Consider the following 23,973-nt stretch of genomic DNA (forward strand, 5'->3'; position numbering starts at 1 on the left):
CCACCCGGCATAGCACCCATCTCCGACGTGAGCCCGTCAAGGAATCAGCCGGCCTGTTGTCGCCACCCGTCGATCTTCGCCGCATTCGCTCACTCTCGCAGACCTTGCCACGTCGCGCCATCGATGCAGGCCCAACCTCCCCGCTTGACTTCCCCCCGCTGCCGTCCGACCTCGGGACGATGACTCCGCCCGCCCCCGCCGACGACGAGAAGGAGCCGCTCGGCCCGCTGCTGGGCCGCATCTGGCGCGACTATCTCTCCCACCACCGGGCGGCGCTGTTCCTGTCGATCGCCTGCGCCGCCGTGGTCGGCGTCATGGCGGCGACCGTCCTGCAATTGCTCGAGCCGGCCATCGACGGCCTGTTCCTGGGCAAGCCCGTTACGATCTGGGGCTTCATCACCGTGCCGCCGGGCCAGGCCCTGACCTGGATCCCGATGATCATCATCGGCGCGGGCCTGATCTGGACCGCCGCCGCCCTGGGCCAGGCCGCCCTGGTCAACCGCCTCGGCCACGGCATTGTCGGCGACATCCAGGTCAAGCTGTTCGGCTCGATGATCCGCGCCGACCTGGCCCGGCTGCGCAGCCAGCACTCCGGCGGCTTCGTCTCCAGCGTGCTGTTCGACGCCAACCTGGTGCGCGAGGCCTTCACCAACGGCGTCGTCAACTACACCCAGCACGGCCTGACCCTGATCGCCGTGCTCGCCTACATGGCCTGGACCGACTGGAAGCTGACCGCCATCGTCTTCCTCGGCGCGCCGGTGATCGCCTTCGTCCTGCGTCGCTTCGGCAAGCGGATGCGCAAGGCCACCACCGGGGCCATGGTCGAGACCTCCAACCTCTCCACCGCCCTGATGGAGAACCTGGACGGCGTCCGCCTGATCAAGATCGAGAACCGCGAGGCGGCCGAGGAGGCTCGCGTCGGCGAGGTCGTCGCCCGCCGCCAGCGACACGTCATCAAGTCCGCCGACTCCAGAGCCTTCGCCGGCCCCTTCTCGAACCTGGTGGCCATGGTCGTGGTCGCCGCGGTCATGGCCTATGCCGGCTGGCAGGCTCGCCAGGGCCAAATGAGCGTCGGCTCATTCGCCGCCTACATCGGCCTGCTGATGGCCGCAGGCCAGTCGCTGCGCCAGGTGACCAATCTGCAGACCGTCATGGCCGAGGGCCTGACCGCGGCGCGGCGCCTGTTCGCCTCGCTCGACATCCAGCCCGAAATCCGCGAGGCGGCCGACGCCCAGCCCCTGGCCGACGGCCCGGTGACCGTTGCGCTGGACCACGTCAGCTTCGCCTACGCCCCGGCGGCGCAAGGCGGCGCCCCGACCCTGGCGGACGTCTCCCTGACCGTGAAGCCGGGCGAGACCGTCGCCCTGGTCGGGCCTTCGGGCGGCGGCAAGTCGACCATCCTGTCGCTGCTGCCGCGCTTCTATGACGTCACCGCCGGCGCCGTGACCGTCAACGGCCAGGACATCCGCGAGCTGAAGCTGCACGACCTGCGCGCCAGGATCGCCCTGGTCACCCAGGAGCCCTTCCTGTTCGACGACACCATCGCCGCCAACATCGCCTATGGCCGCCCCGGCGCTTCCCAGGCCGAGGTCGAGGCCGCCGCCGCCCACGCCGCCGCCCATGACTTCATCACGGCCCTGCCCGAGGGCTACCATACCCGCGCCGGCGAGGCCGGCCTGCGCCTGTCTGGCGGCCAGCGCCAGCGCATCGCCATCGCCCGCGCCTTCCTGAAGGACGCCCCGATCCTGCTGCTCGACGAGGCGACCTCGGCGCTCGACACCGAGAGCGAGGCCCTGGTCCAGGCGGCGCTGGAGCGGCTGATGGAGGGCCGCGCCACCCTGATGATCGCTCACCGACTGTCGACCGTGCGCAACGCCGACCGCATCTATGTCATCGAGGCCGGCAAAGTCGTCGAACAAGGCTCCCATGCGGGACTGGTCCGCAAGGGCGGCCTCTATGCCCGTCTGGCCAAACAGCAGTCGCTGGACGGCGAACCGATCACGGTCGACACCGTCTCATGAGGCCGCTGCGCAATCCCGTCATCCAGGCGACGCTGGCCTGGACCCTGGCCCAGTGGATGCGCTTCTGCTTCGCCACCATCCGCTGGACGCACGAGAACGAGGCCGTCGCCGAGACGATCTGGGATCGGGGCGGCGGCGTGCTGGTCGCCTTCTGGCATTCGCGCATCGCGGTCGCCCCTGTCGCCTGGCCGCTGGCGCGCGCCCAGCCCGCCCGGGCCCTGATCTCCCTGTCGCCCGACGGCCAGTTCATCGCCCGCGCCGTCGCCCGCATCGGCTTCCCGGCCATCCGCGGCTCCTCGGCCAACAAGGACAAGGCCGACCGGGCCAAGGGCGGCAGCCAGGCCCTGCGCGACGGCCTGCGTCACCTGAAGAGCGGCGGCTGCGTCGCCGTCACCCCCGACGGCCCGCGCGGCCCGGCCCGTCGCATGGCCGAGGGCGTGCCGATGATGGCCAAGGCGTCCCGCGCGCCCCTGCTGCTGCTCGGCGTGTCGTGCAACCCGGCCATCCAGCTGGGCAGCTGGGACCGCGGCCTGATCCCCCTGCCGTTCGGAAAGGGAGCCATCGTCTGGGACTCGGTGCAGTATCCGCAGGGCGCGGACGTCGCCGACGTCGCCGTGGACTGGGCTGAGCGGCTCACCGCCGTCGAGGCCCGCGCCGACGCCCTCACCGGCCTGGAGCCGAGACCATGAGCCCCGCCCTGATCGCCTGGCGGCTGCTGACCCGGCTCCTCGAGCCCCTGGCCCCGCGCCTGCTCGACGCCCGGGTCAAGAAGGGCAAGGAGGATCCGGCCCGCGTCGACGAGCGGCTGGGCGTGGCCTCCCGCCCGCGCCCGACGGGCGAGGTGGTCTGGCTGCATGGCGTCAGCGTCGGCGAGACCCTGTCGCTGCTGCCGCTGGTCGAGCGGGTGCAGGCCGCCCGGCCGGACCTGCACATCCTGGTCACCTCGGGCACGCTGACGTCGGCCAGTCTGATGGCTCGGCGCCTGCCCGAGGGCGTGATCCATCAGTTCGCCCCCGTGGACACGCCCGGCGCCGTCGCCGCCTTCCTCGACCACTGGCGCCCCGCAGCGGCCGTCTTCGTCGAGAGCGAGCTGTGGCCCAACCTGATCCTCGACGCCCGCAAGCGCGGCGTCCGCCTGATCCTGGCCAGCGCCCGGATCACCGAGAAGACCGCCGACGGCTGGCGGCGCTTCCCCGGGGCGGCGCGCGAGATCCTGGCCGCCTTCGACCGCATCCTGCCCCAGGACGAGACCTCGGCCGCCCGGCTGGAGAGCCTCGGCGCCCGCATCGACGGTCATGTGAACCTCAAGCTGGCGGGCGGGCCGCCGCCGCATGACGGGCCCGCCTTCACCCGCCTCAGCGCCGCCATCGGCGACCGGCCCGTGGTCGTCGCCGCCTCGACCCACGACGGCGAGGAGATCGCCATCGTCCGGGCGCTGGACCGGCTGACCGACCGCCTGTGCCTGATCCTCGTGCCGCGCCACCCGGAGCGCAGCGCCGACATCGCCGCCGCCCTGACCCGTGACGGCTACCGCTTCGCCCTGCGCTCGCACGGCGCCGAGCCGGACGGCGACACCGACCTCTATGTCGCCGACACCCTGGGCGAGATGGGCCTGTTCCTGCGCCTGGCCGACGTCGTGGTCATGGGCGGCTCCTTCTCGGCGGCGCTCGATCGTCCGCCGGTCGGCGGTCACAACCCGCTGGAGCCCGCCCGCCTCGGCAAGGCCGCCTTCACCGGCCCGGACATGACCAACTGGGCCGCGGTCACCGAAGCCCTGGTCGAGGCCGGCGGCCTCGGCATGGTCGAGGCGCCGTGGGACCTGCCCGTGGTTCTTGCGCCCCTGCTGGCCGACTCCGGCGCCGCCCGGGCCATGGGCGAGCGCGGCCGTCGCGCCGCGGCCGAGGCCGGCTCCGGCCTTGACCGACTGTGGGACGGTCTGGCGGCGCTGCTGCCGCCGCCCCCGATCGGCGCCAAGGCCCGCCGATGAAGCTGAACACGCCCCGCTGGTGGTACCAGCGCGAGAAGAAGCACGGCGCCATGGCGCGCATGCTGCTCATGCCCCTGTCCTGGGTCTGGGCCGGGGCCACGGCCCATCGCATCGCCGGCGCCGATCCGGTCGACGCGGGCGTGCCGGTCATCTCCATCGGCAACCTGACCGTCGGCGGCTCGGGCAAGACCCCTGTGGCGCGCGAGGTGCTGCGCCTGCTGGCCGCCTCGGGCGTGAAGGCCGCGGCCCTCTCGCGCGGCTATGGCGGCTCGCTGGAAGGGCCGATCCGGGTCGACCCGGCCGTCCACACCGCCGCTGAGGTCGGCGACGAGCCGCTGATGCTGGCCCAGGACAGCGTCGCCTGGATCGCCCGCGATCGCGTCGCCGGGGCCCGCGCAATGGCCGCCGACGGCGTCCAGGCCGTGGTGCTGGACGACGCCCACCAGAACCCGTCGCTGAAGAAGGCGCTGAGCCTGGTCGTCGTCGACGGCGAGACCCGCAATGACGAATGGCCCTTCGGCGACGGCTCGGTCTTCCCGTCGGGACCGATGCGCGAGCCCCTGAAGGCCGGCCTCGCCCGCGCCGACGCCGTGATCATCCTGCTGCCTGCCGACCTCGAGGCCGCCGATCCGGAGTTGATCGCGCTGTTCGGGGACCTACCCGTCTTCATCGCCCGGCTCGAGCCCGCCGGCCCGCCGCCGTCGGGCCCGATCATCGGCTTCGCCGGCATCGCCAAGCCGTGGAAGGTCGAACGCTCGCTGACGGCCGCCGGCGCCGAGCTCGCCGACTTCGCGCCCTTCCCTGACCACGCCGCCTTCCGCGAGGAGGACCTTCGCTTCCTGGCCGATCGCGCGGAGCAGTTCGGCGCGACCCTGGTCACCACCGAAAAGGACTGGTCCCGCCTGCCGCCGAAATGGCGCGCCCGCGTGGTCAGCTGGCCGGTGAAGGCGACGTTCGAGGATGAGGCGGGGTTCCTCAGCATCCTTCTCCCCTCGCGGGAGAAGGGAATTAGTCCCGGCGATAAACCTCCCCGCCCTTCATCACGAAGCGCACCCGCTCGAGCTCGGTCACATCCGTCAGCGGGTCGCCGCTGACCGCGATCAGGTCGGCCGGCATGCCGGGCGCGATGCGGCCGGCCCGGTCGCTGATCTTCAGGTGGTCGGCGGCGTTGACCGTCGCCGTCTGGATCGCCTCGAGCGGGGTCAGGCCGGCCCGCACCAGCAGGGCGAACTCCTGGGCGTTGTCGCCGTGGGCCGAGACGCCGCTGTCGGTGCCGAAGGCGATGCGCACGCCGCTGTCGTGGGCCCGGGTCACCATGCCCAGCATCAGCGGTCCGGCCTGGCGCGCCTTGGCGGTCTGGGCCGGGGTGAAGAAGTTGTTCGGACCATCCGCGATGCGGGTGACGAAGTCCCCGGCCATCAGGGTCGGCACCAGGTAGACGCCCTGGCGCTGCATCAGGCGGATGCCCTCGGCGTCCAGGTAGGTTCCGTGCTCGATCGAGTCGCCGCCGGCGCGCAGGAAGCTGTTGATGCCGTCGGCGCCGTGGGCGTGGGCGGTGACCTGCCGACCCATGCGGTGCGCGGAGTCAACGATGGCGGCGAGTTCGGCGTCGGAGAATTGCTGCCCCAGCCCGGCCGCCGTGTTCGACAGCACCCCGCCGGTGGCGGTGATCTTGATGATGTCTGCGCCTGACCGCACCTGCAGCCGCACCGCCCGCATGCAGTCCTCCGGCCCCGAGCAGATGTTCTCGCCGGTGAACATGTGCATGATGTCGTCGCGGTAGCCGTTGACGTCGCCGTGGCCGCCGTGGATGGACACCGCCGACCCCGCCGCGATGATCCGCGGCCCCTCGACGTCGCCGCGCGCGATGCCGTTCCGCAGGGCGAATATCGCCTCGTTGCTCGCGCCCAGGTCGGCCACGGTGGTGAAGCCGGCCCGAAGGGTCTTTCGCGCATAGCCGGCGCCGACCATGGCGTCGTCGGCGTCCGACAGGGTCACCGCCTCGAGCCGCGCATTCGGGTTCTGCTGACTGGTCAGATGCACGTGGCTGTCGATCAAGCCAGGCAGGACGAACGAGTCGCGCAGATCGACGACCGCCCCCTCCCCGACGAACCCGTCGCGGATTTCGACGATCTGGTTCCCCTCGATCACAAGAGTTTTATCGCGCAGAACGGCCCCGCTGGCGGGGTCGGCCAGAAGCCGCCCCACTTGGACGAACATGGGTCCTTCCGGCCCCGCTTGGGCCGCGAGCGCGGGGGTTTTCGCGGCAAAGCTGGCCGCCGCCAGCGCGACGATTCCCGCCACGATCGAACTGAGCCGTTTCATTCATTCCTCCCCAAACAGGTGCGGCACCTTGGCCCCTTAGGGGTTTTACGCCAAGGCTCAGGTTGCTCTGACCGTCATCATTTGAAACAACCCGTGACTTCCTGAAACCGCGCGAGGGGCGTCGCATGCGGCTTGCGAGACGAGGCTTCATTCTGGGTAGCGCGGCACTGCTCTCGGGCTGTGCGACCGCCGCCACTCAAACGACCGTGAACGTAGCGGCCCAAACGCGGCCTCAGATCACGGTCCCGCAGCCGGTCCTTCCCAGCCGCGCCCCCGAGATCATCACCGCCGAGCTGAACTCGACCCGTCAGCTCGATCCGCGCGGCCAGATCCGTCCCGAGCTGCTCCAGCGCGCCCAGGCCGCGCTCGAAACCCACAGCCGCAAGATCACCAAGCGCGACCGCATGTACCTGGTCGACTTCAAGAAATTCTCCGGCGACGAGCGCCTGTACGAGGTCGATCTGCAGGGCGGCGCCGTCACCCTGATGCGCACCTGCCACGGCCGCGGTTCGGACCCGAGCCACACCGGCTTCGCCCAGAATTTCTCCAACCGTCCCGACAGTCACATGTCCTCGGTCGGCGCCTTCGCCACCGCCGGCGCCAGCTTCGGCGCTCAGCAGGGGCCGAACGTCCTGCTCGACGGGCTGGAAAACTCAAACGACCGCGCCCGTGAGCGCGCCATCATCATCCACGGCGCTGACTACGCCGACCCGGCCTTCCTGGCCCGCGAAGGCAAGCTGGGCCGCTCGTACGGCTGCTTCTCGGTCGCCCACCACGACCTGCCCGGCCTGCGCGAGCGTATGGGCGAAGGCCGCCTGCTGTTCGCCTGGGCGTAGGCTTCGCCTAACGCCGCTTGCTGAAAGCGACCGCCGCCCATAGCCTCGCTTCCTCACGGGAGCGAACGCGATGCGCGCATGGATACCGGCCATCCTCGGCTTCGTCCTGGCCTTCCCCGCCCAGGCCCAGTCCCCCGGCAAGCCGGTCATCGACATGCACCTGCATGCCTTCAAGCTCGACTTCGCCGCCGGCGTCCCCGCCTGTCCCGGCGACGGCGAACCAACCTTTCCGGCGATCGATCCGCGGGCGGACGTCAACCCCTCGATGTTCTTGACGCCCTGCAGCGACCCGATCCTGTCTCCGGATACGGATGAGGCGCTGATGCGCGACTCCCTCGCCGAGCTACGCCGCTTCAACATCCGCCGCGCCGTGACCTCGGGCGCCCTGGCCGAGGTCACCGCCTGGCGCGCCGCCGATCCGCAGCGGGTCATCCCCGCCATCCAGTTCGCCAGCGAGCATCCCCTGTCGCCCGACACCTACCGCCGCCTCTTCCAGCAGGACGCCTTCCAGGTCTTCGCCGAGATCGGCACCCAGTATCGCGGGGTCGACGCCTCCGATCCCCGCTATGAGCCCTTTTTCGCCCTGGCCGAAGAACTGGACATCCCGATCGGCATCCACCTCGGCGAGGGGCCTCCGGGCGCGGCCCGCTTTCCGGGCTACGAGACCTATCGCGCCCGCCTGACCACGCCTTTCCAGCTTGAGGCAGTGCTGCAGAAGCACCCGAAGCTGCGCATCTACGTGATGCACTACGCCTCGCCGCTGGTCGACGAGATGATCGCCATGATGTTCAGCTACCCAAACCTCCACGTCGATATTTCGTGCAACAACTGGGCGTTTCCCCGGGCGCAGTTCCACGATCAGCTCAAGCGCATGATCGACGCCGGCTTTGAGAAGCGGATTCTGTGGGGGTCGGATCAGATGATCTGGCCGGGGGCTATCGCCGAGGGCATCGAGGCGGTCGAGACCGCGCCCTTCCTCAGCGAGGCGCAGAAGCGAGACATTTTCTACAACAACGCCGCCCGCTTCCTGCGCTTGACAGACGAACAGATCGCCGCCGATCACGCCGATTGAGCGTCGACCTCAGCGTTTTCCGCGTTCCTGTCCCAGGTCGCGCCCCACCGCCCGGTTGGCGTCGTCCAGCCGGACCGGCGACACCGTCGCCACGGGGCAGCCGCCGATGCGCCGGTCGACCAGATAGTAGAGCCGGACTTCGCCGGGGGCGGCCAAATCGCGCTGCAGCCGGCCCGCCCGGTCGCTCACCAGCCGGTCGCCGGGCTGCACAGCGAGGCCTTGGGCGTTGGCGACCTGGTGCAGGCGTTGAGCGCAGTCCTGCGATCCGGGCTGGGCCGGATCGCTCGCCGCAAGCGCGACCAGTGCGCCGATCGGCGTCAGCAGCAGGGAACCGAACATGGGCGCCTCCTGTCTCCATAGCCGCCATCATAGCACGCTCCAGGGGACGGCGCCGCCCGTCCGAACTCAACCCGCTGGCGGCGTCGTCCAGAGTTGATCGACAGGCTTGTTCAGCACGGCGGCCGCCATCGGGTGGAGCTGTCCCGGCGACAATCGGCCTGAGGCCGCGGCCGCGCTCATCCAGGCCTCGAGGTTTCCGCCGGTCCGGTCATAGCCGTCGACCTTGAACCAGCCGTACAGTCCCGCCGCCAGGACGTGCATGCCCTGATCGGCCCGGGTCCAGCGCGCAGCCGGCGCCGCCTGCACGATCCCCAGCCGCTCCTGGATGATCTGGTCCAGCGCCTGGCAGACGTCCTCGTTGAGGATGCCCTCAAGGTCGTTGTAGCCGGTCCCCTTGTCCTTCTCGGCCAGGATGCGCGCGAACAGCGGGTCGGCCGCCAGCACCGCCAAACAGGCCTTGGCCGTCGGACCGTCCATCGGAAATGGCGGGTGCAGGATCTCGTGAGCCGCGACCTTCACCATCACCGCGTCGTCATAGGTGTAGTGGCCGATGAACCGCTGGCCCTGCACCCGCACGCCGTGCGGCTTGCAGAACCACAGCAGGTCGACTTCGATCTCCGGGTCCAGAGGGCGGCCGAGCAACCGCTCCTGTTCGGAGATGATGTCCAGGGTCGCAAACCGGGCCGCCAGGCTGTCGACCCGGCCGGCGTCCGCCGCGGTCAGGGTCTTCAGCCAGGCCGGGAAGTCGGAGTCGCGCATCGCGGTCAGCACCGTGATCAGATCGGCGCGGCCGGCCATGAACCGGGCCCAGTCGGCCTCATCCCAATAGACGCTGGCCTCGAACGGCGGCCGGAGCACCGTCTCCGGCTCTTCCAGGCCCCAAGGACCGCGTCGAGCGTGTCGGTCGGCCCGCCGGACAGGATCAGCGCCAGACCGGGCCACAGCAGCGCGCCGTCCCGGTCCCCAGCCGCATCCAGCCGCGCCACGGCCGCCAGGCCCGCCTCGCCCAGCCGGGGCCGGATCGCCTCCAGCTCCGATGCATAGCGGGTCGCGTACAGCGGCTTGCCGGTCAGCGGTCCCAGCAGGGCCACCGCATCGAGACCCTCGCACGCCTTTACGGTCCAACGGGTCCGCATCGGCGCCGCGGCTTGCGCAGACGCAGGACCGGCCGGGAGCGAAGGAGCGAGTCCGGCGGCGAGGCCGGCCAGAAGAAGAGCGCGTCGGTTCATGGTCCCGGTATGGACCGGGGTCAGCGCCCCGCCTTGTACCCATTTGACCTGCGCCAGGCCCCCGGCGACGTCCCGGTCAGCTCCGTGATGGCCCGCGTCATGTGCGCCTGGTCGACGAAGCCGCTGTCCAGCGCCAGCCGGGCCAGCGGCGCGCTCCGGCCCTCGACCAGCGAATCCAGCGCCCGCCGCGTCTTGACCTCCTGCCGGAACCGGCGCGGCGTGACGCCGTAGGCCCGGCCGAAACCGCGCGACAGGGTGGCGGCGGCGAGGCCCCTCCGACCGGCCCAGGCGCCGAGATCCAGGCCCGGATCGGCGTTCAGGTCCAGGGCCAGCAGGTCGGGCCAGTCCAGGGTCTCGGCCGCCAAGGCCGTCAGCCCCTCGCCCAGGAACTCAACCGCGGCGACCGGATCGGTCTCGGCCAGCCGAACCACCGCATCGGCGTCGGCCGTTCGCGCGAAGCCGGCGCGCAGGCCCGCCACCGGCAGATTGACCAGCACGACCTCGCGTCCGCCGACGCCGTTCATATGGCTGGAGAAGACAGGATGGATCGCGACATCGCCCGGTCCCAGGCGGCGGCGGCCGAACTCGCCGGCCTCCTCATAGCCGCCGGACAGGATGACGGCCGCATAGGCCTGGGCGTGCGTGTGCCGCGGGATGGCGGTGGACGCCGTCAGACGCTGCCGGATAGGCGGATGGGGGCCCATCCCCGCACCCTAGCCTTCGTCGGCTTCCCGCTCCAGCGCGCGCCAGCCGATGTCGGTGCGGTGGAAGCCGCCGGGCCAGTCGATCTTCTTGATGGCGGCGTAGGCGCGCTCGCGGGCCTGCGCGATGTCCTTGCCGCGGGCGCAGACGTTCAGCACCCGGCCGCCGGCGGCGACCAGATGGCCTTCCTCGTCGCGGCGGGTGCCGGCGTGGAAGACCTGTACGTGCGGGCCGAAGTCCTGCTCGGCGCCGCGGATGATCGAGCCTTCCAGCGGGCTGTCCGGATAGCCGCTGGCGGCCAGCACCACGCAGATCACCGTCTCGGGCCGGAACTCGGGCATCGGGGCGCGGGTCAGGTCGCCGCGGGCGCAGGCCAGCAGCATGGGCACGATGTCCCCGCCGAGCCGCATCATCAGCACCTGGCACTCCGGGTCGCCGAAGCGGGCATTGAACTCGACGACCTTGGGGCCGTCCTCGGTCGCCATCAGCCCGGCGTAGAGGACGCCGCGGTAGGGCATGCCTTCGCGGGCCATGCCGGCGATCGTCGGCTGCACCACCAGACGCTCGGCCGCCTCGACCAGTTCGGGGGTGAACACCGGCGCCGGGGAATAGCTGCCCATGCCGCCCGTGTTCGGGCCCAGGTCACCGTCATAGGCCCGCTTGTGATCCTGAGCCCCGCCCAGCAGCACGGCGCGCTGTCCGTCGCAGACCGCGAAGAGCGAGCCCTCCTCGCCGGCCATGAACTCCTCGATGACCACCCGCGCCCCGGCTGTGCCGAAGCGGCCGCCGAGCATGCGCTCGATCTCGCCCTCGGCCTCGCGCTTGGTCGGGGCGATGGCCACGCCCTTGCCCGCGGCCAGGCCGTCGGCCTTGATCACATAGGGCGGCTTGAACACCTGCAGCGCCTGGCGGGCCTCGTGCAGCCGCTCATAGACGCCATAGCCGGCGGTCGGGATCTCGTGGCGCTCCATGAAGGCCTTGGAAAAGGCCTTGGAGGTCTCCAGCTGGGCGGCCTTCTTGCTCGGGCCGAAGCAGGGGATGCCCGACGCGGCCAGCCGGTCGGCCAGCCCGGCCTCCAGGGCCGTCTCCGGGCCAACCACCACCAGATCGGCCCGCATTTCGCGCGCCAGGGCGGCCAGTTTGTCGGCGTCGGTGGCCTTCAGGTCGGGGCGCAGTTCGCCCAGTTTCTCCATGCCGGTGTTGCCGGGCGCGATCACGAGCCGCCGCACGTGCGGCGACTGGGCGATCTTCCACGCCAGGGCATGCTCTCGCCCGCCCGATCCGACCAGGAGGATATTCATGCCCGCGCAATGACCGCACCGGCCCTGCCGGTCAAGTCGTTGCCCGTCTTAAGAGCCGGCGAGCGCCGAAATCGCATAGGCCGCCGCGCCCAGCAGCACCAATCCGCCGACGATCAGCCAGGGCGTGAGCGAGGGGTCGCCGCTACGCCTTTCCAGGCCGCGCTCGCGAGGATCCTTGTCCTCAGGGTCTGTATTTGGCGGGTCTGCGGGCATGAAACGGCAACGGTGATAGGCCCCTGCCTGTTCCCGCGGCGACGCTCTGTCGCTACCCTGATCGCATGACCGACGACTCCTACGTCTTCGAGGGCCCGGCTGAGCCGCCGGCGCCGCCCCGGGACAACAATCCGCCCCTGTCGATCTCCGAGCTGTCGTTCGCCCTCAAGCGTACGCTCGAGGATCGCTTCAGCCATGTCCGGCTGCGCGGCGAGATCTCCAAGGTGAACCACCATGCCTCGGGCCACGTCTATCTGACGCTCAAGGACGACAAGTCGGCCATCGACGGCGTGGTCTGGAAGGGTTCGGTGCGCGGACTGGGCGTACGGCCCGAGTCCGGGCTCGAGGTCATCGTCACCGGCAAGATCACCAGCTATCCGGCCCGCTCCTCCTACCAGATCGTCATCGAGACCATGGAGGCGGCCGGGGCCGGCGCCCTTCTGGCGCAGCTGGAGCGGCTGAAGGCCAAACTGGCCGGCGAGGGCCTCTTCCAGGGCGAGCGCAAGAAGCCCATCCCCGCCTTCCCCGCCGTCGTCGGCGTGATCACCAGCCCGACCGGGGCGGTCATCCGCGACATCCTGCACCGCATCACCGAACGCTGGCCCTGCCGGGTCATCGTCTGGCCCGTGGTCGTCCAGGGCGACGCCGCCTGCGGCCAGGTCTCGAACGCCATCCGGGGCTTCGACGCCCTCAAGCCGGACGGTCCGATCCCCCGCCCCGACGTGCTCATCGTCGCCCGCGGCGGCGGTTCGGTCGAGGACCTGTGGTGCTTCAACGACGAGGGCCTGGCCCGCACCGTCGCGGCCGCCTCCATCCCGATCATCTCGGCCGTCGGGCACGAGACCGACACCACCCTGATCGACTTTGTCTCGGATCGCCGCGCGCCCACCCCGACCGGCGCCGCCGAGATCGCCACGCCGGTGCTGGCCGACCTGCGCTACGCCGTCACCGACCTGGACCGCCGCCTGGTCCGCGCCGGGGGCCGCATCCTGGAGGACCGCCGGACCCGCCTGCGCGCCGCCGCGCGCGGCCTGCCCGCCCGCCCCGAGGATTTGCTGGCCCTGCCGCAGCAGCGGCTCGATCACGCCGGCAGCCGCCTTGCGTCCGGCCTGCAGAAGAACCTCGCGGTCCATGAGCGCCAACTCATCACCGTCGCGGGCCGCCTGTCCCCAGCCCTCCTCGACCGCGCCATGGAACGGCGCAAGGACCGCCTGGGCGCGGTTTCGCATCGGTTCGACCCGCTGCTGCCCCGTCGCCTTGAACGCGACGAGACCCGCCTCGCCGCCTTGGCGCGCGCCCTCGCCACGCTCGATCCCAAGCGGCCGAAGCCGGGCTTCGCTCGCGTCGAGGCCGAGGACGGCGCCATGATCGCCCACGCCTCCGCCCTGCACGATGGCCAGGTGGTGCGGCTGGTCTTCGACGACGGCGCCCGCGGGGCCCGCATCGACGGCGACGCCGCCGCCGACGCGCCGCCCTCCCCGCCCCGACCGCGTCCGGCCCCCGCGCCCAAACCGAAGCCCGCGCCCGCGGGCCAAGGCGACCTGTTCTGACGGTGAAAGGCGTGGCGCGCTCCGGTCCGCCACGCTAACTTGCGGCCATGAACGACAAGGACACCGGCCCGGCCACCCTGCACTACGGCGACGGCGAATACGCCGTGCTGAAACCCGGCCGCTACGTGGTCTGCGCCGTCACCGGCCGGCCGATCGTGCTCGAGGCGCTGCGCTATTGGTCGGTCGCGCGTCAGGAGCCCTACGCCGCCCCCGAGCACGCGCTCGAGCGGCTTCGACCTGGCGCCGCCTGATTCGCCTCCGCTATCCCCAATTTTGATGTCATCGGGCGATGACCGCGGAATTCGCCTGTCGCGGGCGAAACTCCAGGGTGAGTAAGCGTTTACGGCCTGTGTGATCGACGTTCAGTCATGGACGCGTAAGTTTGTCGCGCCTACGTTCCGCGCCTCAGACGCCCCGACCCAACGCCGCACCATGACGTCCCTCGCCGCCATCCAGATCCTCCTTGTCGACGACAATCCGCACATGCGGACCATCGCCTCGGCTGTGCTCAAGTCCGCCGGCATCAAGAAGGTGGTCGAGGCGTCGGACGGCGCCCAGGCGCTGGAGATGCTTCGCGAGCACGCCATCGACCTGGCCATCGTCGACTACAACATGTTCCCGCTGGACGGCGTCGAGTTCACCCGACTGGTCCGCAACAGCCCCGACAGCGCCAACCCCTATCTGCCGATCATCATGATGACCGGCCACTCGGGGAAGAAGCGCGTCTATGACGCCCGCGACGCCGGCGTCACTGAGTTTCTCGTCAAGCCGATCACCGCCAAGGCCGTTCTGGACCGCATCCAGGCGGTGATCTGGCGGCCGCGTCCGTTCGTGAAGACCGAGGGCTATTTCGGGCCCGACCGCCGCCGCAGCGCCGCCGCCGACTACAAGGGCCCGTTCCGCCGGGCCACCGACCAGTCCCGCGACGACGCCGCCTAGGTCTTCGCCGCGGCGTCCTGCTCGGCCAGGGCCTCGTAGACCCGGTTCGGCCAGCGCTTGTGCACCCAGAACCAGTCGATCGGACTCTCACGCACCCGGTCCTCGATGAAGGTCGTGATCTGCTGCACCCCGCGGGCGATGTCCGCCTGGCGGTCGCCGGTCTTCTCCAGCTCGATCGGGTCGTAGACCGTCACCCTGAAGCGCACCCCGGGCAGCCGCACCACCGACATGGTCTGCAGGACCGTGCCGAAGCGCAGCGCCAGCCGGCTCGGACCCGGCGCGGCGTTCACCGGCTGACCGAAAAAGGTGACCTCCGGCCCCTCGTTGAACTTCTGATCGTTCATCAGGGCCACGGACTCGCCCCTCGCCAGCCCGGCCAGCAGTTCGCGCGCGCCGTCTCCGCCTTTGGGCGCGAACAGCTTGACGCCATAGCGCGCCCGCGCCGCGATGATCTGAGCGTCAACATAGGGATTGTTCGCCGCGCGATAGGTGATCTGGCAGTTCACCCCCGCCCCGGTGATGGTCGCCGCCAGGGTCTCGATATTGGCGAAATGGCCGCCGACGAAGACCACCGGCCGGCCGGAGTCGCGGATGGCGTGCAGCCGTTCCAGCCCGACCACTTCGATGCGGTTCTCGGCCACCAGCCGGTCCATCACCGCCGTCTCGGCGAAGCTGCGCCCGGTCTGCTCCCACTGCGCCAGGGCCAGGGCCTCGCGCTCGGCCGGGCTCATATCGGGGAAGGCGATGCGGAGGTTGCGCATCACCGTCTTCTGTGTGCCGGTCTTGGGTCCTAGAGCCTTAAGCAGCCAGCCGCCCAGGGCCGAGGCCCGCTCGACGCCGAGCAGGCGCATGAAGCCGACGAAGCCGGCGAAGCCGACCGACTCCAGCCGCCAGGCCAGATCCTGGCCGAAGCTCACCGGCTTATGGTCGTCACCAGGCAATGGTGATCCCGCCGTCCACGACCAGGGTCTGCCCGGTCATGTAGCTGGAGGCCGGCGAGGCCAGGTACACTGCTGCGCCGGCGATCTCGTCCGGCTGGCCGATACGCTTCAGCGGCGCCGGCTCGGTGACCTGCTTCAGCAGCTCGGGATTCTCCCACAGATATTTGGCGAAGTCGGTCTGCACCAGGCCGGGGGCGATGCAGTTGACCCGCACGTTCGACGGCCCCCACTCCACGGCCAGGTTGCGGGCCAGCTGCATGTCGGCGGCCTTGGAGATGTTGTAGGCGCCGATCAAGGCGTTGCCGCGAAGCCCGCCGATCGACGAGACGATGATCACCGAGCCCGATTTGCGCTCCAGCATCTGCGGCGCGCACATCTGGATCAGCCAGTGGTTGGAGACCACGTTGTTCTGCAGGATCTTGCCGAACTGGTCGTCGCTGATGCCGCCCATCGGCCCGGCGTAGGGGTTGGTCGCGGCGTTGCAGACCACGATGTCGATCTTGCCGAAGGCGGCGTTGGTCTCGTCGACCAGCCGCTGCAGGTCCTCGCGGGAGGCGATGTTGGCGGGGATGGCGATGGCGCGCTGATCGCCGTGCTTTTCATTGATCGCCTGGGCCACCTCGTCGCACGGCCCGGCCTTGCGCGACGAGATCACCACCTTGGCGCCGTGCTCGGCCAGCCGCTCGGCGATCGCCTTGCCGATGCCCCGCGAAGAGCCGGTGATGACGGCGACCTGACCGCTAAGATCGAACAATTCCATCGTTAACCTCGAAGGGTGGGGAGAATCCGTGCACGCTGGCCCGGCCTTATGCTCTGATACCCCGATACTCGGGCGATTCCATCCGGGAACACGGACCAGCCGGTAGCCAATGCGCGCACTGACCCAGGGTTTTCTCTTCTTCGGCTATCTGTTCCTGGCCATGACGGTCGGCGCCTTCGTGTGGCGAGCCGGTCTGGGCGCGGGCGCGGGCGCGGCGGCGGGCATCGGGGCCCTCGGCCTGCTCGGGGCGGTGCACGGCATCGTCACCGGCAAGGCCCGCGCCGCCAGGCTCAAGAAGGAGATTGATCAGGTCCGCGAGGCCCACCGCCTGCTCGCCGACGCCATGGAGTCGACTCAGGGCGCCCTGACCGAACTGGCCCAGGCGATCGAGACCGGCGCCCTGTCCTCGACCGAACAGCTGTCGGGCGAGGTCCGCATGCTGGAGAGCCTCATCCAGCAGATGAGCGAGTCGATCGACGAGCGCCTGTCGCAGCCGACGCCGGTGAGCGCCTTCGAGGCCCGCCATCAGCAGCAGTCCAACGTCCTGCTCCAGAACATCCACGAGGCCCTCGCCCACAACCGGGTCGACCTCTACCTGCAGCCGATCGTTTCCCTGCCGCAGCGCCGGACCATCTTCTACGAGAGCTTCACCCGCCTGCGCGCCGCCGACGACCGCATCATGATGCCGGCCGAATACCTGTCGGTCGCCGAAGGCGAGGGCCTGGTCCCGGCCATCGACAACCTGCTGCTGTTCCGCTGCGCCCAGATCGTCCGCCGCCTGGCCCGCCAGGACCGCAAGGTCGGCGTCTTCTGCAACGTCGCCCTGTCCTCGCTCGGCGACGAGACCTTCTTCCCGCAGTTCCTCGACTTCCTCAGCGAGAACCGCGATCTGAGCCAGTCGCTGATCTTCGAGCTCGGTCAGGCCACCTTCGACGCCCGCGGCGCCATCGAGGCGCGCAATATGGCCAAGCTGGCCGACCTGGGCTTCCGCTTCTCGATCGACAAGGTCCAGACGCTCGAGCTGGACTTCGCCGACCTGCAGCGCTCGGACGTGAAATTCATGAAGGTCTCGGCCGACCTGCTGATCGAGCAGTTGCTCGAGAATGAGGCCGCCGCCGCCCTGCCGACCCTGCGCGACATCACCCCGGCCGACTTCGCCGCCCTGACGCGTCGCTACGGCATCGAGCTGATCGCCGAGAAATGCGAGACCGAGCGCCAGATCGTGGACATTCTCGAACTCGACATCGGCGTCGGCCAGGGTCACCTGTTCGGCGAGCCGCGCGCCATCAAGGAAGCCGTGCTGGCCGAAACCGACCCCCCGGCCGACTTCCTGCGCTCGACCCTGCGCAGCGCCGAACAGCGCCGCCGGTACGCCTGAGCCCCGCCTAGAGGCGGCGGTTGAGCGCCGCGACGAGCTCGATCTGGCTGGTCACCCCCGCCTTCTCGAAGATGCGGCGCACATGCGTCCGCACCGTCGTCACCGCCGTGCCGCGCCGGTCGGCGATCATCTGCGGACTCAGCCCCTCCACCAGATCGCCCGCCACCAGGGACTCTGATCGGGTCAGATCGTACATGGCCACGGCCAGCCGTGCGGCGTCGGGTCCCCGATCACGCGGGCGGCGCACCAGCACCAGCACCGGGCGCTCAAGAGCGAAGGGGTGACGCTCCCGCGGCAGTGCGACGACGTCCGCCAGCAGCGGCTCCAGCCCCGCGACGTCGCGCAACACGACCGATCCCGCCAGACCGCCCGGCCCGCCACGAGAGGCCATGACGATCTCGGCGCTCAGCAGGCGCCCGTCCGCCTCGTTGCAGGCCGACAGCCGTCCGCCACGGAGCCGAACATGAACGCCGGCCTCGAGCAGGGGCTCGGTCAAGGGCGTTCGACCCAGCACCGCCCCGCGGCCGTCGCAGATGAAGGCGGCGATCTGCAGCGCGGCCAGCGCGCCCGAGAGTACGGCGCTTCCCTGATCGGCCAGCAACATCTGCGTTCGCACCGCCGAGCGAATGTGCGGCGCCAGCCGGGCGAAAACCTTCCGGTCCTCGGCCTCGAAATGCCCCTGTCGATGGGTTCGCATGGCCGCCAGGCCGACGAGCAGACCTTCGCCCTTGATCAGCGGGGACAGGCAGATGTGGGGGACATCGTAGCGTTCGACCCAGCCGCGCAGCTCCAGGGGGTCATCGGGCCGTCCGTAGGCGGGGAAATCGCCGTCGGTCAGGATCCGCCCCTCGGCTGCGGCGCCGCCCAGGGCCACGCGCCGATTGACGCGCGGATCGCCGCCGCCGGCATCGAGAAAATCCGTCACCGACTCCGGCGGCATCTCGGTCATCCAGTTGAACGGTACGGCCGCCGCCGCGCCCAGGCCGATGATCTGCCCCGAACGGGAGCCGGTCGCGCGCGCGAACCCGTCCAGGGCGTCCAACCAGGAGACGTCGCCGAGTGCGGCCGCCTGAAACCGGTCAATCACTGAAAGCAGATCGGCCTCGACCGCCCCCATCCTCCGCCCCCTTCGACGTGTTGTACCGACGCTACGCCAGCTTCAATCCATGCGGAAGCTACTAAAATCTGACGACTTCTTCGTCAGATCCGGTAGGTAGCCTGCCGCGCGACGGTCAGGCGGGATGCCGACCACATATGCGGCCAGCGACGAGGGGCGGAAAAAATGGCGATCGTAACGGCGGGGACCGACTATGCGGTCCGTATGGACGAGGTGAACTTCGGCGGCCTTTGGGAGGGCACGCTGAAGATGGCCCCCAACTCGATCCGCTTCGTCTACGGCGGCGTCGGCTCCTACACCTCCTTCATCGGCTCGTTCAGCTACGACACCGTCTACGTCAACGGCCAGGGTGAGACGGTCTATGACGACCTGATCGGCGGCACGGTGACCGGCATCGTCGAATATGAGGAGGGCGTCATGACCTTCTCGATCAGCGGCCTGTCGATCCCGGCCCTGACCTTCGCCGAATGGGTCGAGGGCGGCCAGGCTCTCCAGGCCAAGATCGTCGGCCTCGCCGGCGCCGACCAGATCACCGGCAGCCCCTTCGACGACCTGCTCGAGGGCTGGGCCGGCAACGACAACATCAACGGCGGCGTCGGCAATGATGTGCTCTACGGCATGGACGGCAACGACACCCTGATCGGAGGCGACGGCGACGACGTCTTCGCAGCCGCCATATCGGCCGGCACGCTTGATCGCGGCGACGACACCTACCAGGGCGGGCTCGGCAACGACCGGGTCGACTTCTCCGCCGCCGCCGCCGGCGTCACCGTCAATCTCGGCTCCGGCATCGTGGCCGACGGCACGGGCGGGACGGACACCTTCGTCAGCATCGAGGCCGTCACGGGCTCGGCCTTCAACGACACCCTTACCGGCGACGCACGGGACAACAGCTTCTTCGGCGGCGCGGGCGACGACACGCTGGTCGGCGGGATCGGTGACGACCGCCTGGAAGGCGGAGCGGGCCTCGACACGGCCGGCTACGGCGGCGCCGCCTCGGCGGTCTTCGTCAACCTCAACCTGACCGCGGCGCAGCAGACCAGCGGAGCCGGCCTCGACACCCTGGTCGGCGTCGAGAACCTCATCGGTTCCGCCTACAACGACATCCTGACCGGCGACGCCCTCAACAATCGGCTCGAGGGCGGGCTCGGCGACGATCTGATCAACGCCGGCGCCGGCAATGACCGTATCGACGGCGGCGGCGGGATCGACACGGCGACCTACGCCACGGCCACGGCGGGCGTCTCCGTCGACCTGACCCTGACGAGCGCGCAGAACACGCTCGGGGCCGGGCAGGACACCCTGCTGGGCGTCGAGAACCTGATCGGCTCGAGCCACATCGACAGCCTGGTGGGCAGTTCCGCCGCCAACCGCATCGAAGGCGGGAACGGCGGCGACACCCTGGTCGGCATGGGCGGGGCGGACACCCTGGTCGGCGGCGACGGGGCCGACTTCCTGATCGGCGTCAATCCGGACGGCTCGGCCAGCGGGATCGACCGGCTTGAGGGCGGGAACGGCGCGGACTTCTACATCGGCGACGCCGGCGACGTCGTGGCCCAGTTCGCCGCCGACGATGACGCTGTGGTCTTCCAGACCGCCCACCCGGTCGGCCGCACCATGGTCGTCACCAACACCGACGGCTCGCGCGAGCTGCGCGCCTACGACGCCACCTATCAGACCTACACTTCGATGAAGCTGGAATCGGTCGCCGCCGGCGTGCGCTTCGACGCCGAGGTCTACAACCAGCCGAACGGCAACGGCGTGATGTTCCAGTCGGTGGGCGCGGCGGCGAACGTGTTCGAGGCCATCTCGTACGATGGGGCCGGAACCGAGGCGATGATCAACGCCGAGCTCGCAGAGCTGAAGGCGTTCGGCGAGGCCCTCTACGCAGACGTCTTCTCCGTCCCGTCCAGCTCGGGCAAGGCTGATCCGAACGGTCCCCAGGCCGCCTTCCCGTGGCTGGCCGCCATCGTCGCGGCCGGCCTGTACAAGGCGGTCGACATGCAGGTTCAGGCGCACGGGGGGTGGGGTGCCTCCCTCAACAAGCTGGACGAGGCGACCGGGGCGAGCGCGCGCTGGCAGGGCTTCACGGCGGCCGCCAAGCGCGTCTTCGTCGGCTCGGACAGCAAGGCCGCCGCGACCTACGCCGCCTGTGTCGCCCCCCAGGGCGGCTCCGGCCAGTACGGCGCCGACGCCCTGCAGACCATGACCCAGGAGGATCGCGAAGCTCTCCAGGGAGGGCTTGAGGCCCAGGCTGCGCTCGATAAGGCGAACTGCCAGAGGGCGAGAAACAATCAAGAGCAGGTGCGTCAGAACACGGACGGCAACGAGGCCCTGTTCACGGACGCCCTGGACCTGGCCGGGGGCGGCGGCGACGACTCCATCTTCCGCGTCACCGACGACGCGGAGCAGGCCCCCGTCGATGGCGCCCAGATGGCGGCCTCCGCCCTGGACAATGTGCAGGTGATCTCCGGCGGAAGCGGGGTCGACACCATCGTCTACGCCATGGACGGCGCGGGCGTGGTCGTGAACCTGGCTACGGGAACGGCGACCGGCGCCTTCGGGGTTGATCAGCTCTCCCAGATCGAAAACGTCTGGGGCGGCGCGGGCGCCGATCAGCTGACCGGCGACGCAGCCGCCAACACCCTCTGGGGCAGCGACGGCGATGATACCCTGTCCGGCGCCGGCGGCGCCGATGTGCTCGACGGCGGAGCCGGATCCGACACAGCCGTCTTCAGCGGCCTGCGCTCGGCCTATGTCATCGCCACTGTGAGCGGCGTCACCACCGTGACCGGGCCGGACGGCGTGGACACCCTGACGGGCGTCGAGCGGCTGCAGTTCTCGGACGGGACCTTCGACCTCGCCGGCAATCCCGTCGGCGGCCAGGTCAACGGCACCGCCAACGCCGACACCATGAACGGCACGGCCAACGCCGACAGCCTGTTCGGCCTCGGCGGCGACGACACCCTGAACGGCGCGGGCGGCGACGACCTGCTGCGCGGCGGTCTCGGCAATGACACGCTCAACGGCGGCGCCGGGACCGACACGGCCGACTACGCCGACGCGACCGCCGGCGTGCGGGTGGAGCTGCTGCAGACGGCGGCCCAGAACACCCGAGGCGCCGGGACCGACACGCTGTCGCAGATCGAGAACCTGCTCGGCTCGATCCACGCCGACCAGCTCATCGGCTCCATGGTCGCCAACCGGCTGGAGGGCGGAGACGGAAACGACGCCCTCGTCGGCCTCGGCGGCGCGGACACCCTGCTCGGCGGGGCCGGAAACGACTACCTGCACAACAACGACGACCTGATCGCCCCGACCCAGTCGGACGGCGTCGCCGACACCCTGTCGGGCGGCGACGGCGATGACGTCGTCGACGCCGGCCGCGGCGACAGCGCCGACGGGGGCGCCGGCTACGACCGACTGACCATCTACGCCGTGTCCGAAGCGGTCGCCGGCCTGACCGTCGACTATTCCGCCGTCGCCAACCTCCAGGCGGCCCTGGCGACCCAGTACGGCGGGACCTTCACCGGCTTCGAGGTGTTCGGCTTCTCGGGCACCAACTTCAACGACAGCATCATCGGCTACGACAACGCCGCCGGCGTGCTCGATTCCACCCTCGAAGGCTGGGGCGGGAACGACACCCTCGACGGCCGCGGCGGCCGCGACATCCTGTGGGGCGGGACCGGAAACGACACCCTGCTCGGCGGCGACGGCGACGACGTCCTTCGCGGCGGGGCCGGGGTCGACATCCTCAACGGCGGCGCGGGCATCGACACGGCGGACTACTCCGGGGCGACGGCGGCCATGCGCGCCCAGCTGAACAACGGAACATCCTCGAACGACGGCGACGGCGGCACGGACTCGTTCAGCTCGATCGAGAACCTGACCGGCTCGGCCTTCAACGACACCCTGATCGGCGACGCCAACGGAAACATCCTGCGCGGCGGCCTCGGGGCCGATACCCTGCTCGGCCTGGCCGGCAACGACGTGATCTGGGGCGGCTCCGGCGTGGTGAACCAGCTCCAGGGCGGGCTCGGCGATGACCGCTATGTGCTGGAAGCCAACGACTCGGTCGTGGAAGTGGCCGGCGAAGGGACCGACACCATCGAGGCCCGCATCAACGCCTACGTCCTGGCCCTGAACGTCGAGAACCTCGTGTTCGGCGGGACCGGAAACTTCGCCGCCACCGGCAACGCCCAGGCCAACACCATCACCGGCGGCAACGGCGACGACAACCTGCGCGGCCGCGGCGGGATCGACGTGCTCAACGGCGGCGCCGGAATCGACACCGTCGACTACACCCTGGCCGCAGCCGGGGTGACGGCGCGTCTGGACCTGATGCGCGCGACCAACGACGGCGACGGGGCGACCGACACCTTCACCGGCGTCGAGAACCTGACCGGCTCGGTCTACAACGACCTGCTGATCGGCAACGCCGGCAATAACGTCCTGCACGGCGGCATCGGCACCGACACCCTGCTGGGCTTCGGCGGCGACGACATCCTGTGGGGCGGCTCGGGCGGCGGTAACAACCAGCTGCAGGGCGGGACCGGCAACGACTACTATGTGCTCGACGCCTTCGACACCTGCGTCGAGCTGGCCGGCGAAGGCATCGACACCGTCGAGGCCCGCATCGGCAGCTACACCATGGGCGCCAACATCGAGAACCTGCTCTATGTCGGCGGCACCGGCACCTTCGTCGGCACCGGCANATCGACACCGTCGAGGCCCGCATCGGCAGCTACACCATGGGCGCCAACATCGAGAACCTGCTCTATGTCGGCGGCACCGGCACCTTCGTCGGCACCGGCAATGCGYTGGACAACAYCATCACCGGCGGSAACGGCAACGACATCCTGCGCGGCCGCGGCGGCAGCGACACGATCAACGGCGGGCTCGGCAAGGACGAGATCCAGATGCGCGGGCTGGCGGCGGACTACACCGTCACCGTCGAGGGCGCCGGCTACCGCATCGTCGACAAGGTCGCCGGCCGCGACGGCTCGACCTTCGTCACCTCCATCGAGGTGATCCGCTGGTCGAACAACGCCGTGCGCACGCTNGGCTACCGCATCGTCGACAAGGTCGCCGGCCGCGACGGCTCGACCTTCGTCACCTCCATCGAGGTGATCCGCTGGTCGAACAACGCCGTGCGCACGCTGAGCTATCCGCCGGTGGCGGCCTCGATCGGCGAGGCCGAGGGCAAGGGCGGTCCGGAGGTCAGCCCTCTGCTGAGCGCGGACGCCGCCGCCAAGGACGGGGA

Annotated in this window: 19 protein-coding genes and 2 pseudogenes; 12 read left to right on the top strand and 9 right to left on the bottom strand. The window is 70.2% G+C overall.

Annotation, left to right across the window (positions count from 1 at the left end; genetic code table 11):
- Nucleotides 1-179: 179 nt before the first annotated feature.
- The 4 genes and pseudogenes from ASC65_RS13245 to lpxK form a co-directional block, all read left to right on the top strand.
- On the top strand, nucleotides 180-2,021 hold the full coding sequence (locus ASC65_RS13245) for an ABC transporter ATP-binding protein (protein ID WP_056454126.1): 1,842 nt from the start codon (nucleotides 180-182) through the stop codon (nucleotides 2,019-2,021).
- Entirely contained in the window at nucleotides 2,018-2,710 is a 693-nt protein-coding gene (locus ASC65_RS13250; RefSeq protein ID WP_056454127.1) for a lysophospholipid acyltransferase family protein, read from the top strand. The genes ASC65_RS13245 and ASC65_RS13250 overlap by 4 nt, the downstream gene beginning before the upstream one ends.
- Nucleotides 2,707-4,008 (top strand): 3-deoxy-D-manno-octulosonic acid transferase, encoded by a 1,302-nt coding sequence (locus ASC65_RS13255; protein ID WP_056454128.1) that lies wholly within the window; start codon nucleotides 2,707-2,709, stop codon nucleotides 4,006-4,008. Before ASC65_RS13250 ends, ASC65_RS13255 begins: the two co-directional genes overlap by 4 nt.
- Nucleotides 4,005-4,994 (top strand): annotated as a pseudogene (gene lpxK, locus ASC65_RS13260) (tetraacyldisaccharide 4'-kinase); the annotation flags it as partial. The gene ASC65_RS13255 and the pseudogene lpxK, both read left to right, overlap by 4 nt.
- Before the next feature lie 22 nt (nucleotides 4,995-5,016).
- On the opposite strand, the gene ASC65_RS13265 reads toward lpxK, so the two are convergent.
- Nucleotides 5,017-6,333, bottom strand: a complete 1,317-nt coding sequence (locus ASC65_RS13265; protein ID WP_056454129.1) for a metal-dependent hydrolase family protein — start codon at nucleotides 6,331-6,333, stop codon at nucleotides 5,017-5,019.
- Between the two features lie 206 nt (nucleotides 6,334-6,539).
- Between ASC65_RS13265 and ASC65_RS13270 the strand changes: the two genes are divergently transcribed.
- Complete coding sequence (locus ASC65_RS13270; RefSeq protein WP_235561493.1) at nucleotides 6,540-7,169, top strand: murein L,D-transpeptidase catalytic domain family protein; 630 nt, start codon at nucleotides 6,540-6,542, stop codon at nucleotides 7,167-7,169.
- 70 nt (nucleotides 7,170-7,239) lie between these two features.
- The gene (locus tag ASC65_RS13275; RefSeq protein WP_056454134.1) at nucleotides 7,240-8,241 is read left to right on the top strand and encodes an amidohydrolase family protein; all 1,002 of its coding nucleotides are present in this window, start codon (nucleotides 7,240-7,242) and stop codon (nucleotides 8,239-8,241) included.
- Nucleotides 8,242-8,250: 9 nt separating this feature from the next.
- Here the strand turns inward: ASC65_RS13275 and ASC65_RS13280 are convergent, their stop codons facing one another.
- The 5 genes from ASC65_RS13280 to ASC65_RS17490 form a co-directional block, all read right to left on the bottom strand.
- Nucleotides 8,251-8,580 (bottom strand): hypothetical protein, encoded by a 330-nt coding sequence (locus ASC65_RS13280; RefSeq protein ID WP_056454137.1) that lies wholly within the window; start codon nucleotides 8,578-8,580, stop codon nucleotides 8,251-8,253.
- 66 nt (nucleotides 8,581-8,646) lie between these two features.
- Nucleotides 8,647-9,438, bottom strand: a complete 792-nt coding sequence (locus tag ASC65_RS13285; RefSeq protein ID WP_056454142.1) for a hypothetical protein — start codon at nucleotides 9,436-9,438, stop codon at nucleotides 8,647-8,649.
- Nucleotides 9,439-9,829: 391 nt separating this feature from the next.
- Nucleotides 9,830-10,513, bottom strand: coding sequence for an AraC family transcriptional regulator (locus tag ASC65_RS13290; protein ID WP_056454145.1), 684 nt, complete (start codon nucleotides 10,511-10,513; stop codon nucleotides 9,830-9,832).
- Nucleotides 10,514-10,522: 9 nt separating this feature from the next.
- Nucleotides 10,523-11,812 carry a phosphoribosylamine--glycine ligase gene (gene purD, locus ASC65_RS13295; RefSeq protein WP_056454149.1) on the bottom strand — a complete coding sequence of 430 codons (1,290 nt, stop codon included), beginning with the start codon at nucleotides 11,810-11,812 and terminating at the stop codon, nucleotides 10,523-10,525.
- A gap of 48 nt (nucleotides 11,813-11,860) precedes the next feature.
- A complete protein-coding gene (locus ASC65_RS17490; protein WP_200939840.1) occupies nucleotides 11,861-12,025 on the bottom strand; it encodes a hypothetical protein in 165 nt (54 codons plus the stop codon).
- A 65-nt stretch (nucleotides 12,026-12,090) separates the two neighbouring features.
- Here ASC65_RS17490 and xseA point away from each other — a divergent pair, with 65 nt between their 5' ends.
- From xseA to ASC65_RS13310, 3 genes are all read left to right on the top strand, one after another.
- A complete protein-coding gene (xseA, locus tag ASC65_RS13300) occupies nucleotides 12,091-13,575 on the top strand; it encodes an exodeoxyribonuclease VII large subunit (RefSeq protein ID WP_056454152.1) in 1,485 nt (494 codons plus the stop codon).
- Between the two features lie 47 nt (nucleotides 13,576-13,622).
- Nucleotides 13,623-13,826 carry a DUF2093 domain-containing protein gene (locus ASC65_RS13305; protein ID WP_056454154.1) on the top strand — a complete coding sequence of 68 codons (204 nt, stop codon included), beginning with the start codon at nucleotides 13,623-13,625 and terminating at the stop codon, nucleotides 13,824-13,826.
- A 181-nt stretch (nucleotides 13,827-14,007) separates the two neighbouring features.
- Nucleotides 14,008-14,514: a response regulator gene (locus ASC65_RS13310; protein WP_056454157.1), complete on the top strand. Its 507-nt coding sequence runs from the start codon at nucleotides 14,008-14,010 to the stop codon at nucleotides 14,512-14,514.
- Here ASC65_RS13310 and ASC65_RS13315 read toward each other — a convergent pair.
- Together ASC65_RS13315 and ASC65_RS13320 are read right to left on the bottom strand one after the other, a co-directional pair.
- On the bottom strand, nucleotides 14,511-15,431 hold the full coding sequence (locus tag ASC65_RS13315; protein ID WP_056454160.1) for a lysophospholipid acyltransferase family protein: 921 nt from the start codon (nucleotides 15,429-15,431) through the stop codon (nucleotides 14,511-14,513). The two genes, ASC65_RS13310 and ASC65_RS13315, sit on opposite strands and share 4 nt — an antisense overlap.
- A 13-nt stretch (nucleotides 15,432-15,444) precedes the next feature.
- Nucleotides 15,445-16,215, bottom strand: a complete 771-nt coding sequence (locus tag ASC65_RS13320) for an SDR family NAD(P)-dependent oxidoreductase (protein ID WP_056454165.1) — start codon at nucleotides 16,213-16,215, stop codon at nucleotides 15,445-15,447.
- Nucleotides 16,216-16,324: 109 nt separating this feature from the next.
- Between ASC65_RS13320 and tipF the strand changes: the two genes are divergently transcribed.
- Nucleotides 16,325-17,593 carry a flagella assembly cyclic-di-GMP phosphodiesterase TipF gene (gene tipF, locus ASC65_RS13325; RefSeq protein ID WP_056454171.1) on the top strand — a complete coding sequence of 423 codons (1,269 nt, stop codon included), beginning with the start codon at nucleotides 16,325-16,327 and terminating at the stop codon, nucleotides 17,591-17,593.
- 7 nt (nucleotides 17,594-17,600) lie between these two features.
- Here the strand turns inward: tipF and ASC65_RS13330 are convergent, their stop codons facing one another.
- The gene (locus ASC65_RS13330; RefSeq protein ID WP_156459666.1) at nucleotides 17,601-18,680 is read right to left on the bottom strand and encodes a helix-turn-helix transcriptional regulator; all 1,080 of its coding nucleotides are present in this window, start codon (nucleotides 18,678-18,680) and stop codon (nucleotides 17,601-17,603) included.
- Between the two features lie 447 nt (nucleotides 18,681-19,127).
- Here ASC65_RS13330 and ASC65_RS17840 point away from each other — a divergent pair.
- Nucleotides 19,128-23,424 (top strand): beta strand repeat-containing protein (locus tag ASC65_RS17840; RefSeq protein ID WP_442854129.1); only part of this gene is annotated, 4,297 nt, incomplete at its 3' end.
- A 37-nt stretch (nucleotides 23,425-23,461) separates the two neighbouring features.
- Nucleotides 23,462-23,772 (top strand): annotated as a pseudogene (locus ASC65_RS17845) (hypothetical protein); the annotation flags it as partial.
- Nucleotides 23,773-23,973: the final 201 nt, after the last annotated feature.

This window comes from Brevundimonas sp. Root1279, assembly GCF_001425945.1.
GTDB lineage: Bacteria > Pseudomonadota > Alphaproteobacteria > Caulobacterales > Caulobacteraceae > Brevundimonas.